The sequence below is a fragment of the Candidatus Eisenbacteria bacterium genome (assembly GCA_016930695.1).
Classification (GTDB): domain Bacteria; phylum Orphanbacterota; class Orphanbacteria; order Orphanbacterales; family Orphanbacteraceae; genus JAFGGD01.
The window spans coordinates 78,812-91,642 of sequence record JAFGGD010000031.1 but is presented as its reverse complement, the minus strand read 5'-3'; the positions used below and the strand labels follow the sequence as shown (position 1 = coordinate 91,642).

11 protein-coding genes are annotated in these 12,831 nt (G+C 66.6%); 3 read left to right on the top strand and 8 right to left on the bottom strand.

All coding sequences use genetic code 11. The features are described from left to right. Positions 1 to 285 precede the first annotated feature (285 nt). Both JW958_07230 and JW958_07225 read left to right on the top strand, forming a co-directional pair. The gene (locus tag JW958_07230) at positions 286 to 1,293 is read left to right on the top strand and encodes a hypothetical protein (GenBank protein ID MBN1826041.1); all 1,008 of its coding nucleotides are present in this window, start codon (positions 286 to 288) and stop codon (positions 1,291 to 1,293) included. A gap of 29 nt (positions 1,294 to 1,322) precedes the next feature. Then, positions 1,323 to 2,195, top strand: a complete 873-nt coding sequence (locus tag JW958_07225) for a DNRLRE domain-containing protein (protein MBN1826040.1) — start codon at positions 1,323 to 1,325, stop codon at positions 2,193 to 2,195. A gap of 73 nt (positions 2,196 to 2,268) precedes the next feature. Here the strand turns inward: JW958_07225 and JW958_07220 are convergent, their stop codons facing one another. Beyond that, complete coding sequence (locus tag JW958_07220) at positions 2,269 to 2,946, bottom strand: PilZ domain-containing protein (protein MBN1826039.1); 678 nt, start codon at positions 2,944 to 2,946, stop codon at positions 2,269 to 2,271. 183 nt (positions 2,947 to 3,129) lie between these two features. Here JW958_07220 and JW958_07215 point away from each other — a divergent pair, with 183 nt between their 5' ends. Next, a complete protein-coding gene (locus JW958_07215; protein MBN1826038.1) occupies positions 3,130 to 3,786 on the top strand; it encodes a hypothetical protein in 657 nt (218 codons plus the stop codon). A 34-nt stretch (positions 3,787 to 3,820) separates the two neighbouring features. On the opposite strand, the gene tsaA is transcribed toward JW958_07215, so the two are convergent. The 7 genes from tsaA to JW958_07180 form a co-directional block, all read right to left on the bottom strand. Continuing rightward, the gene (gene tsaA / locus JW958_07210) at positions 3,821 to 4,285 is read right to left on the bottom strand and encodes a tRNA (N6-threonylcarbamoyladenosine(37)-N6)-methyltransferase TrmO (protein ID MBN1826037.1); all 465 of its coding nucleotides are present in this window, start codon (positions 4,283 to 4,285) and stop codon (positions 3,821 to 3,823) included. A gap of 120 nt (positions 4,286 to 4,405) precedes the next feature. Then, positions 4,406 to 6,940, bottom strand: coding sequence for a metallophosphoesterase (locus JW958_07205; GenBank protein MBN1826036.1), 2,535 nt, complete (start codon positions 6,938 to 6,940; stop codon positions 4,406 to 4,408). Between the two features lie 299 nt (positions 6,941 to 7,239). Further along, a complete protein-coding gene (gene ftsZ / locus JW958_07200; GenBank protein ID MBN1826035.1) occupies positions 7,240 to 8,424 on the bottom strand; it encodes a cell division protein FtsZ in 1,185 nt (394 codons plus the stop codon). A 15-nt stretch (positions 8,425 to 8,439) separates the two neighbouring features. Next, positions 8,440 to 9,681 (bottom strand): cell division protein FtsA, encoded by a 1,242-nt coding sequence (gene ftsA, locus JW958_07195; protein ID MBN1826034.1) that lies wholly within the window; start codon positions 9,679 to 9,681, stop codon positions 8,440 to 8,442. Between the two features lie 67 nt (positions 9,682 to 9,748). Further along, positions 9,749 to 10,501 (bottom strand): FtsQ-type POTRA domain-containing protein, encoded by a 753-nt coding sequence (locus JW958_07190; GenBank protein ID MBN1826033.1) that lies wholly within the window; start codon positions 10,499 to 10,501, stop codon positions 9,749 to 9,751. Beyond that, on the bottom strand, positions 10,498 to 11,427 hold the full coding sequence (murB, locus tag JW958_07185) for a UDP-N-acetylmuramate dehydrogenase (protein MBN1826032.1): 930 nt from the start codon (positions 11,425 to 11,427) through the stop codon (positions 10,498 to 10,500). Before murB ends, JW958_07190 begins: the two co-directional genes overlap by 4 nt. Next, complete coding sequence (locus JW958_07180) at positions 11,424 to 12,827, bottom strand: UDP-N-acetylmuramate--L-alanine ligase (protein ID MBN1826031.1); 1,404 nt, start codon at positions 12,825 to 12,827, stop codon at positions 11,424 to 11,426. Before JW958_07180 ends, murB begins: the two co-directional genes overlap by 4 nt. Positions 12,828 to 12,831 lie beyond the last annotated feature (4 nt).

Below are 12,831 nucleotides of genomic sequence, written 5' to 3'. Positions count from 1 at the left end.
TTCTTGACGCCCGTCCTCCCTTTATCGTATTGTTAGACGTGTCTAACATATGTTGATACGTCTATCTACAAGAACAACCCGATGCGAGAAAGGGAGTTATCGATGAAGACGTCACTCCGCCCTCCTTCCGGCCGGCCAGCAATTCGCGAGAAAAACCCTCTCCTCCGGTGGAAACCGCGAAACGGGACGAACCTCACCCTCATCTCGGACGCTCTGTGCGGTCTTCTGATCCTTTGCCTTCCCGCCCATTCCTCGGACCCCGAACCTCCGGAAATCCACGTCGACGTGGCGGTGCAGGCAGAGAGCTTCCACGGCGACGGCCCGGGGCTGGCCACCTCCTTCGGGGCCGGAGACGACCGCTTCGTCGTCCGCCACGCCGCGCTCTCTCTGGAAGGTTCCTGCGGCACGCGCTGGGAGTACGTCATCGAGGCAGGAACCGCCACGTGCGCGGGGGGAACCTCCTTCCAATTGATGGAAGCGGGCGCGTTCTATCGGTTCGACGAGCACCTTCGCGCCGGCATGATGAAAGGGCACATCCTCCGCGGATTCGCGCTGCACGACGAATGCATGGACGTGCTGGCCGCGGAAAAACCCCTTTGGTCGCAGACCTTCGCCCCCTGCCACCCCATGGGCGCCGTCGCGGAATTCACCATTCCCCTCCCCGCCGGTATGGAGACGGAAGGGCAATTCGCCTTCTTGAACGGCGGCTCGGACGGCACGCTGGAGGACGAGCGTTCCATCAATCTGGGGCTTCTCCTCCGCACGCCGCGCGAGGAACTCTCTCTGAGCGGTTTCTACAACCCGGCGAGGGAAGCGACCGGCGAATTCGATCTGGAAACGTGGGATCCGATCCATGAGGACGGGTACCGCTTCGGCTTCGGCGTCGACTACGCCGGCGAAGCGCTTCTTTTCCGAAGCGAGTATTACCGGGGACGCGCGTTCGGCTCCTGCGACGGCATGGGAGCCCTCCCGATCGATCCATCGATCGCGCCCGGCGACCGGGAGATGGAGGCGTTCTACGCCGAGACCGGCTATCGCTTGTCCACCGGCCGTGAAGCGCTTCCGGCGGTCCTTCCCTATGTCCGTTACCAATACTGGGACCGATTCTCCAACTCCGCCGGCGACTATGGAATCTCCTACATCACGGCGGGGATCACCCTGGAGCTGGCCGAATCGGGGGGCTCCCTCCGCGTCGATTACGAAACACCGATCGACACTCCGGAAGAGATTCTCGGCGAAACGGTGGAGGAAGAGGCGTCCCGCTTCCTGGTTCGCCTGCAAACCGGCTACTGAACCATTGAACCGTAAAAGGAGATCCGGACATGAAAGGAACCACACTTGCGCTCATCGCGACCCTCGTCTCGGCGACGGCCTTCTCCGCCCCGCGTGCGGAAACGATGACATTCGAGCCGTCGGACGATATGTACAGCGATCCGAACCACTCGGGAACGCCGCCCACGGAAACGGAACTCTGGGTGGCGAACTACTCGGGCGTCGGACATTTCGAGAGGATCATGATGCGCTTCGATTGGGACGGCGCGCCGGCGGCGATCGACTCCGCGACGCTTCACCTGTACCGTTTCTTCCGCTGCCCGAGCCACTTCTACACCGCCGTGAACTTCTATGGAATCACCGAGGAGTGGAACGAGGAGACATGGGACCACACGACCCACATCCCCCACGAATCCACGCCATTTCTCACGTACACCTTCGGGCCCGACCTGGGATGGTATGCGATCGACGTCACCGACCGCGTACGGGACTGGATCGGCGGAACGTCGGCGAATTGCGGATTCGTGATCGAAGGACTGGACGGCGAGAAGTGGAGCAAGTTCTACTCGAAGGAATGCGGGAATCCGGGAATGCGCCCCTACCTGACGGTGGACTACTCCTGCGTCGGCGTGGAGGAGGGCGAAGCGGCGCCCCTCTTCGATCTCACGGTCGTCAATCCTTTTCGCGACGCGACGATCATCCGCTACATCCTTCCCGAGGCGGGACCGGTGACACTCGATATCTATGATCTTCGGGGTCGATCGGTCGCCCATCCGGTGGACGGCTCCGCGGGCGCCGGTTCGCACGTCGTCGTCTGGGACGGACGGGACGATAGAGGAGAGGAGATTCCCGCGGGGATCTATTTCTGCCGCCTGCGCGCGGGCAACCTGGAAAAGACGCAGAAGGCGATCCGATTGCGATAACGATGTCCGGGGAATCCGAAGAAGCCCGCTTCCATCCGCGTGGATGGCCGGAGCCGCCGCCGCTGTGGAGCGGTCAGCTCCAGTTTCGGTTTCGCCAGCGGAGGAAGGCGTCCTCCCGCGCGCGGGCGAAGACGAAATGGATGAGTCTCTCCCGGTTCATTTCGTCGAGGTCGAGGAATTCGACGCCGTAGGCGGTACGTCCATCATGGCGCGGCCAGGGCCGCTCGCCGACGATTTTCCCGATCACGCGGACGGGAGACGTATCCACGGGGATCTCCAGCTCCACGTGCTCCTTGGCCGGCACGGCAAGCGGAAGGACGAGGAGCAGACCGCCGCCGCTCAGGTTCTTGCAGAGCGCCGCCTGGAAGGGGAGGATCGTCCGCACCCCCGGCGCGTCGATCATCCGGTAATCCAGATTGACGGCGCACTCGGCGCGGCAATGATCCCGCCGCTGCACGATCTTTTCCGATTTCGGCCGGTGGAGAACGAGGCAAGGCTCGTCCGCCCGGTAGATCACCCGGACCAGATAGGTGGCGGCGAAATGGAGGCCGTCCTCGGCCACGGCCATCACCTCGAACCGGAGATCGGGAGAGAGGGCGCCCGTGCCGCGCCCTTCCATCGGGGCGCCGACGGTGATGGTCTTCTCGTCCAAGCCCTCGATCCGCGTGCGGAACACTTCCGGCCCGAAACCGCGATCGAAACGGAGCTGCACTTCCTGAAACAGATGAGGGAACAAGGCGACCCGTTCCATCCTTCCCCTTCCTCTCCATTCCCCGCCATTCCCGAGGGGGCTCTCCCAAAAAGATCGGCAGAAGCGTGCCGATCCTTTCGCCTCCCCCGAGCGGAGAGAGAAACCGGACGGATTCATGCCGTACCCGACCTGCTTGTCTCTTTTGCCGCAATCGATTACGGTCGACTCGGAGGAACGGCCCTGATGGAGATCCTGCGCCCCGGCGATCGTTTCCCCGCTTCCGGCGCGTCCTGCCGAGTCGAGCGGTTGATCGGCAAAGGAAAATCGGCCCATTCCTATCTCGCCCGCCGCGGCGGGGCGCGGGTGGTGCTCAAGGTAATGCACGACGAGCCGAACCCCTACTACCGCTTCGAGGGGAACCGCGCCGATCCGGAACGGGAAGCGTACCGCTCGCTCCTCCGGATCGGCATCCCCGTTCCGCGTCTCCTCCTCTTCGATCGGGAAAAGCGCTTTCTGGTAAAGGAATATTTAGAGGGTCCCACCGCGGCGGAGAGGATCGCCGGCGGCGGCGACCCCTCGTCCATGCTTCCCGGCCTCTTCTCGATCGCGAGGCTCGCCCGGCGCAGCGGTCTCAACCTGGACTGGTTCCCCACCAACTTCCTCCTCCGGCGAGAACGCCTCTTTTATATCGATTACGAGGTGAACGAGTACGATCCGGAATGGAGCCTGGAGAACTGGGGTCTTTTTTACTGGGCGAACGAAGAGGGAATGGCCCGTTTCCTCGAGACCGGTGATCCTTCCTTCATCAATGATCCACCCGAATCGGGGCGGCCGATCGAGGAGCCTTTCCGGAAGAAGGTCGGGGGGTGGGTGGAGCGGTTCGGCGACGGGGGATCGTGAGAAACCCTCTCGGAATCCGGAGCGAGGGACCGGACTAATCCCTCTCCTCGTCCAACCGCTCGATCTCCTTCCCCTCGAGCCAGCCGATCCGCGCCCCCGCTTCATGATCGAATTCGGGAACGTGCGGTTTGATGTCGAGGATCGGCGTTCCGTCCAGGAGATCCATGCCGCTCACGCGGAGGACGGAGCCCTCCCGTCCGAGGAGCCGGAGGAGGGAGAGGCCGATCGGGTTGGGGCGCCGGGGGGCGCGGCACGCGAAGACTCCCCGGAGCCGGTCGTCCAGGTAAGGCTTCACCAAGAGCTGGTGAAAATCGGCGCGATGGGCGTGGAAGATCACCCAGATGTGGGAGAATCCTTCAATGTCCTTGAGCCCCTCGGCGAAGGCCTCGTCGATCTCAATGGTCCCCTCGACGTCGCTCACCCGCGGTTGTCTCGGCGTCTCCGCCATGGTGTGGAAAGGGGATCGGGCGACGCCGATCGATTCATAGGTCACGCGCATCGGTACTCCTCTCCGCCCGCCGGCGTTCGCCTCGCTCTCATCCTACCACCGTGCACGTTCCGAGGCGGACGAAAAATCGACCCGCCGCGGGGTGGTCCGTGGCGGCGCGCAGCTAATTCTTTAACGCATAAGTATCACCCGGGCGTGAAGGACGCGAAAACCGGAACGGAAGCGGCAGAAGTAGAGACCGCTCGGAACCGGTTCCCTCCGGTCGTTCCTCCCGTCCCATTCGAGGAAGCGGGCGCCGGGCGCGCTCTCGACGCCGAGGAGACGCCGAACCCGCCTCCCCCGGATATCGAAGAGATCCATCTCCACCGCGGCACGCTCGGGGAGTTCGACGAGGAAGCGAACGGTGGAGCGGAATGGATTGGGGCCGGCCACGGTCAGACGGTATCGGAGCGGAAGCCCTTCGAAGAGGATCACCGCCTCTCCCGCGAGGACCGTGTCCGCGTCGTCGATCGTGTCCAACCGGTAACGATAGGAACCGTTCGCCTCCGGCCGATCCCTATAGGTATAAACGGCACCACCTTCCTCCCGTTCGACCCTCTCGGCGGCGGCGCACAGGACATCCGACTCGCCCCCGAAGAGACGGCGAAGACGGAAGCGTACCCCCTCCGGTTCCGCGAGGGTTTCCCAGCGAACCACCACTTCCTCCCCCTCCGCCTCCGCGATCAGGTATCCCAAAACGGTCTCCGCCGGAGAAACGACGCGGAAGGGGAAGTTGTCATGGACGAGGGCGAAACCGGGGCCGGGGAAACGGACCGCGCGGTAGTGAGCCGCGCAGGACGGCGAAACGAGAAACCCCGAAGCGCCGTCTTCTCCGGCGCCGAGCGCGATGGGGGCGTCCGGGTCGGCGCGCACCGTGTCCGGCCGGACGGGGCACGCGTCGCTCGGCTCGTATCCGGGGGGCGGCACCGCCTCGATCGCGTAGACCCCCGCCGAGTCCACCGAGAAGCGATAGCGTCCATCGGAACCGTCGGCGTGGAGCGTCACCGCGCCCGGTCCCTCCACGGAGATCCTCCCCCCCGCGAGAATCCTTCCGTCCGCCTCGTCGTAGAAGTATCCGGTCGGGTCGTAGTCTTCACGGTTCGGCACGCCGTCGCCGTCCCGGTCCCCCTCCCCCTCTACGACGTCGATGATCCCGTCCCCGTCCGTGTCGGTCGAATCCCGATCGGCGAGCGCGTAAAGCTCCATGTCGAAGCGGAGGTCCGAGCTGGCGCTGTTGGCCTGGTGCACCTCGGCCGCCAGCATGTTCCTCCCCGGAAGGAGGAGAGAAGGATCGGCGATGGCGATGACGTACTCCTTCTCTTCGTCGCCGCCGACGATCCGCGACGCGCGGGTTTCGTGGGTCACCACGCTGTCCCGGTCCAGATTGCTCCAGAGGATCACCCGCTCGTTCAGATAGACGATCGCGGCGTCGTCCCGGTCCACGCGAACGATCAGCGAGAGGAAACGATCCGCGCCGTCGGGCGCCTCGAAGGCGTGGCGAAAATAGGTGGTGATGCGCCTCTCCCACGGATCCGGCCCATAGTCCACGACGGTCCCCTCGTCCCCCTCGCCGTAGCCGAGAGGAGCCGGTCCAGTGCTCCAGGCGGCGTCGTCGTAGGCGGGCTTCCGCCAAGTGCCCCCCGGGTCCGTCCCCGCGTCCCGGTAGCGCCAGACCGAGCCCGTGCCGACGAGGGGGACCACGCCCCCCGGCGCGCGGATCACGTGCTTCTCCACCACGTCATCGTAATCGTAAACGCCGTCGTGCAAATCCCGGTAGCTCTCGAGGACCACCCGCTCCCCCTCCACGCGAATGATGGAAAAATGACTCGGCGCATCGGGATCGCCCGCGCCCATGCTGTGCCCCCCGTCGATCTGCCAGACGCCGTCCTGCCGGTAGACGCTCGCGTTATGCGAGTGACCGCACAGATAGGCGACCACGTCGTGCTCCGCCAAAAGGCTCCAGAAACGGTCCCTGTTTTCCGGATGTTTGTCCAGGCTCTGACCCAGGTGACGGAGGCGGTCGTTCCAGGCGTCCGGTTTCACGTAGGCCGGTTCGTGTCCGATCACGAAGAGGTGCTCCGCGCCGGCGGCGGCGAGGTCCTCGGCGAGCCAGTCGTAAAGCGCCTCCGGCACGTCCCCGTCGCCTCCCGCGTCGCTCGTCCCGTCGTAGTACTCGTTGATCACGGCGAAATGCGCGTTTCCACATCGGAAGGAGTAGGTGGTGTTTTCCGATCCGGGCGGGCCGAGACGGACCAGGTTCGGCTCCGACTCTCCGTTCGGGTCCAGAACATATTGACGCAAATATTCTATATAAGATTCGGATTCGATGTCGTGGTTTCCCGTGCATGGGAACCAGATCTGATTTGTCCCGAGGACCCGATCGATGACGGCGCGGGCCGATGCGGGGGGGGCCATATCCCCCGGGCTGATCAGGAACGCTCCCGGGTCGTGAAGGGCGATCGCCTCGCAAACCCCGCGGAAATACGCGGAGGAATCGAAGGCGCCTTCCGTGTAGAAGTGGATGTCGCCGGTGACGACGAAGGAGAACCCTTTCTCGCCGGACGCGGCGGTGGACGGGAAAAGAAGGACGGCGATCAGTAAAGCGAGGGCGGGCACGCGCGGAGAAAACGGCGTACATGTGCGCTGCGCATGGATCGAACGGGACACGGCCGCCCCCTTTCCGCGAAACGGGGAGAGATACCATTGTACGAAAGAAAAGCGGGCCGCGCCAGGACGGCGCGACCCGATCCGATTCGCCCGCGACGATCGCGTTCCCCCGTCCGTCCCGCGGGGTGAAGGAGTGGAGCGACGAGACGCTCCGTGACGGGACGCCGGCGATGCGGAACGGCCCGGCGGTGTTTTTCGGGCCGATCCGGCCGTCGGGATTCGCGACTCCGGGTGAACCGGCGGGGACGAGGCGACAAGCGGCGCCGCGTCCGCCCCCATCCTCTTCCGGCCGGACCCGGTCAGTCCGCCTGGGCGCGCAGGAAGGTCGGCGTGTCCAGATCGTCCTCGTCCCGGCCGTAGTTGACTGCGCGGCGACGCGCCTTCAGACGGGAGAGCATCCCCTCTCGCCGGCGGAAGGCGGGGGTCTGCAGGTCCGTCAGATCCGCCGGGTCGCGGCTCTCGACGATACGCGCCTCGCAGGGGATCACCTTGCGGGCCGGCTCCGGGATTCGCTGTTCCGCGCGGGCGCCCACGCCGGTGGCGATCACCGTCACCCGCACCTCCCCCTGGAGATCGTCGCTCACCATGGCGCCGAAAATGATGTTCGCCTCCGGTCCCGCCTCGTCGCAGACCATGCTCGTCGCCTCGTTCACCTCCTGCAACGTCAGATCCGTGCCGCCGGCGATGCTGATCAGCACCCCCCGGGCGCCGTGGATCGTCACGTCCTCCAGGAGCGGACTGGAGATCGCCTGGTTGGTCGCCTCCAGCGCCCGGTTCTCGCCGGTCGCGGCGCCGGTCCCCATCAGGGCGTCGCCCATATTGGACATGATGGTGCGCACGTCGGCGAAGTCGAGGTTCACCAGCGCGGGAAGGGTGATCAGCTCGCTGATGCCCCGGGTAGCCCGCAGCAGCACTTCGTCGGCGGTGGCGAAGGCTTCGAGCAGGGAGACGCCCGGACCGACCACCGAGAGGAGCCTCTGGTTGGGGATGACGATCATCGTGTCCACCATCGACTTCAGCTCCGCCAGCCCTTCCTCGGCCTGGCGCATCCGCCGCCGCCCCTCGAACTCGAAAGGCTTGGTGACGATGCCGACGGTGAGGGCGCCCAATTCGCGGGCCACCTCGGCCACCACGGGCGCCGCGCCGGTGCCGGTGCCGCCGCCCATGCCCGCGGTGACGAACACCATGTTCGCGCCGTCCAGCACGTCCACGATCATCTCCCGGCTCTCCTCCACCGCCCGCCTCCCTACCTCGGGCAGGCCGCCGGATCCGAGCCCGCCGGTGATCTTGTCCCCGATCTGCAGACGGTGCTGCGCGAGGGACTGAGCGAGGGCTTGGCTGTCCGTGTTCATGGCGCAGAACTCCACGCCCGAAAGCCCCGCTTCGATCATTCGATTGATCGCGTTCCCCCCGGCTCCCCCGACTCCGACCACCTTGATCTTGGCCGTGTCCACGTGACTGGTTACGAATTCAAACACCGCAATTCCTCCTTCACCCGTCTAAAACTGATTCACAACCGCTTTCAGCCAGCTCCCCATTCGCTGCAGCCCGCCGCCGGTCCGGAACGCCACGGGGGCGCGCACCGAGCCACGGCGCTCCCGTTCCCGTCCGTACCGCACGAGTCCCACCGCGGTGGAGAAGCGGGACGTGTTCACCTCGTCCATGAGACCGACCACCCGACGGGGCGTGCCGACCTTGACCGGCATCTCGAACACCGCCTCGACCAGGTCCGCCACGCCGCGCAGGTCCGCCGTTCCTCCGGTCACCACCACGCCGCCTCCGATCAGGTCGAGCAGGTCCGTCCCCCGAGCTTCCCGGTACGCCAGCTCCAGGATCTCCTCGACCCGGGATTCGATGATGGAGCAGAGCACCTGCTGCGAGATCGCCCGATCCGCCCTCCCGCCGATGCCGGGGACCTGGATCTCCCGGTCCGCGGGCGCCTGCGCCGCGAGGGCGTGGCCGTAGTGAATCTTGAGCGCCTCCGCCTCCGCGAGGGGGGTGCGGAGGCCGATGGCGATATCGCTGGTTACGTTCTCTCCGCCCAGTCCGATCGATGAGGTGTGATGGATCGAACCGTTCAGAAACAGGGTGACGTTCGTGTTCCCTCCGCCGATGTCGAGAAGCACCGCGCCCAGCTCCCGCTCGTCCTCCTCGAGCACGGCGTGGCTCGATGCGTACCCTTCGAGAACCAGTTCCTTCACCTCCACGCCGGCGCGGTGGACGCACTTCTCCACGTTCCGCGCCGACGTCGCCGCCGCGGTGATGATGTGGACCTCCGTTTCGAGACGGATGCCGGACATCCCCACCGGGTTGCGGATACCGTCCTGGTCGTCCACGGCGAACTCCAGCGGGAGCACGTGGAGCACCCGCCGGTCCGAAGGGATGGAAACCGCCTGGGCCTGGTCGAGCACGCGCTCCAGGTCCCCCGGCGTGATCTCGTCATGGGTCCGGGAGACGGCGATCACCGCCGAACTGTTCACTCCCTGAATATGTCGGCCGGAAATTCCCACGAAGGCTTCGTCCACTTTCACTCCGGCCATCCGTTCCGCTTCCTGAACGGAGCGGGCCACCGCCTCCACCGTCTTCTCCACGTTCACCACCACACCGCGGCGGACCCCCTCGGACCGGCTGAGGCCGACACCGACGATTTCGGGGTCGCCCTCCCCGGCAACCTCGGCGACGACGGTGCACACCTTCGACGTGCCGATGTCGATTCCGGTGATCATCCGTTCTGCAGCCATCCTCTCCTCCCCGTAACGATTGCTTGCGCCATCGATCGTTTCTAAAACGGCGGCGTCGCCGTCCCTCCTAGAGCGAACGCCCCCGCGGGGCGCGCGGAGCGCCCCGGGCGATCGCCTGGTCCCGGAAACGGAGATCCAACTCGCCGAAACCCCGGCCGCACCTCTCCCATTCCCGGAGCACCGATTCCAACCGCGCCGCCTTCCGCGCGAATCGGTCCGCGCCGAAGCGGACCCTCGCGCCGAATCGCATCTCCCGGAACGCGACGGCGCCGCTGCTGTCGATTCGCACCTCCGCCGCGCATCGGGAGACCCAATCCTCATCCGGCGGAAAGGCCGCGGCGAGAAGGGGCACCACCTCGCCTCGCCGCGCCGCCGGGCCGGTCAGAAGGGGCAGATCGATCCGCTCCTCCTTGCCGAGCGTGGGGAACTCGACCCCACTTCGATCCACGAAACGAGCCTCCCCGCCCTCCAGGGCGAGCAGCCAGGGGCGCGCCTCCTCCACCCGGATGCGTACGGTCCCCGGCGGGCGGCGCCGGACCCGCGCGCTCCGGATCCAGGGCCACTCCTCGAGCCGCCGCTCCACTTCGCCCGCATCGAGCCGGAAGAGGTTCGTCCCCCGCTCCACCCGCGCCGTCTCGAGCACCTCCCCCTCCCAGAGGAGGTCGTTCCCTTCGACGCGGATCTCGGTGATCGGAAAACGCCCTTCGGCGACGAGCCAGACCCGCCCCCGCTCGAAGCCGTAGGAGACTCCCGCCACCACCACGAGCAACCCGACCGCGGCCACTCTCCTCTTCCAGGGCGAACGGCGTCTTCGCTTCATGCCTCACCCACCACGCGAATCTCCGGCTCCAGGAGCACGCCGCTCCTTTCCCGCACGATCCGCCGCACCTCGTCCAGGAGGGCGAGCACGTCCCGCGCCGTCGCCCCCCCATCGTTCACGATCCAGTTGGCGTGCACCGGCGACACGACGGCGCCGCCCACCCGCATCCCCTTGCAACCCGCCTCATCGATCAGTTTCCCCGCGGACCGGTCCGGCGAAGGGTTTCGGAAAACGCAGCCCGCGCTCGGCCGGTCGAGCGGTTGGGTGCGCGCCCGGACTTCGCGGTTCGCGCGGATCCGCTCCTCCACCGCTTTCGGGTCGTCCTTCTCGAGGTGGAAGGTCGCCGCGACCACGACCGCCCCGCCGGGGAGCTCGGAGCGGCGATAGCCGAAACGGAGTTCCTCCCGCGGAATCGAACGGGTGACGGCGCGACGGTCCAGGACACGCGCTTCCACGGTCCGCTCCCCCAGCGACGTGCCGAAGGCTCCGGCGTTCGTGGCGATTCCGCCCCCCACCGCGCCGGGAATGCCGGCGAGAAACTCCAACCCCGTGAGCCCCCTCTCGCGCGTGAAGCGGAGAAGCGCCCCGAAAGATACGCCCGCCCCCGCTTCGACGATTCCGCCGTCCCGCTCGGCGATTGCACCGAGTCCCTCCGGCCGGAGGACCACGCCGCGAACGCCGCCGTCCCGCACGAGTATGTTCGAGCCGCCGCCGAGCACCGTCAGGGGGACATCCGTCCCGTCCAGAATCCGGAGCACGCCGCGAATCTCCTCCTCGGTACGGGCGTGGACCAGAAGGTCCGCCGGCCCGCCGATCCGGAAGGTGGTGTACGGCTTCAGCGGCGCTTCCCGTTCGCAGCGCCCCTCCACAGCATCGCTGATCCGCCGCTCGACTTCTTTCTTTTGCATCTCAACCACCAAAATCAACCGAAGAAACCTCCGCCCCCGCCCGGCCGCCGGGTGAGCGCGAGAAAAATCTCCTCGCCGACTCGCCAAACGTCGCCCGCGCCCAGGGTGAGAATCAGGTCGCCCGCCAGGCTCTCGCCGGCGATCCGCTCCACCGCTTCCTCCCGTTCCCGGATCCAGACCGGCTCCGGCCCGCCGGCGCGTTCCACGGCGTCGGCGATCCGCCCGGAATCGACACCCGGAATCGGCCTCTCCCCGGCGGCGTACACGTCGAGAAGAAAAAGGCGGTGCGCGTCGGCGAAGGCATCGCCGAACTCCTCGGCCAGCCGCTCGGTCCGCGTAAACCGGTGGGGCTGGAAAACCACAACCAGGCGACGGTTCGGATAGGCGTCGCGAAGCGCCGCGAGAGTCGCCCTCACCTCCGTCGGGTGGTGGCCGTAATCGTCCATCACCAGGCGGCCCCGGTGTTCCCCCTTCACCTCCATCCGACGGTGGATGCCGCGAAAATCCTCGAGACCCTCGGCGATGACCGGGAAGGGGATCTCCAACTCCAAGCCGACGGCGATCGCCGCCAGGGCGTTGCGCACGTTGTGGAGGCCGGGGGTGAAGAGGCGCGCCTCCCCCAGTTCCCGTCCCGAGACGCTCACCGTGAAACGGCTCTCCTGGCCGTGCTGCCGGATCTTTTCGGCGCGGACATCCGCGCCCGGATCGACGCCGAAGGTGACGACCCGGCGGGTCACCCGAGGAAGAAGCGCCCGTAGCTCCGGGTCGTCTCCGTTCACCACCGCCGCGCCGAAGAAGGGGACCCGGTTGCAGAAGCGGGCGAAGGCTTCCTTGATCGCCTCCAGGTTCTCGTAGAAATCGAGATGCTCCCGGTCGATGTTCGTCACCACCGCCAGCTCCGGCGCCAACATCAGGAAAGTGCCGTCGCTCTCGTCCGCCTCCGCCACCAGAAGATCCCCTTCGCCCAACCGGGCGTTGGTTCCGAGCTGATTCAGCCGCCCGCCCACCACCACCGTCGGGTCCCGATCCGCGCGGGCGAGAACGAGGCCGATCATCCATGTGGTGGTCGTCTTCCCGTGGGCGCCCCCGACGGCGACGCCCCGCTTGACGCGCATCAGCTCCGCCAGAAGCTCCGCCCGGGGAATCACCGGCACGCCCGCCGCGCGGGCGAGAACCACTTCGGGGTTCTCGCGGGAGACGGCGGAGCTGACCACCGCCACGCCCGCCTGTTCCACCAGCGCCGAGCCGTGCCCGCGGACGATCGTGGCGCCGAGACGTTCGAGCCTCTCCGTCACATCCGTGGAAACCAGATCCGACCCGGAAACCTCGAAACCGAGGTTAAGGAGGATCTCGGCGATCCCGCTCATCCCGGTTCCGCCGATACCGATCAAATGGATCCGACGCACCCGTCCGAAGATCACT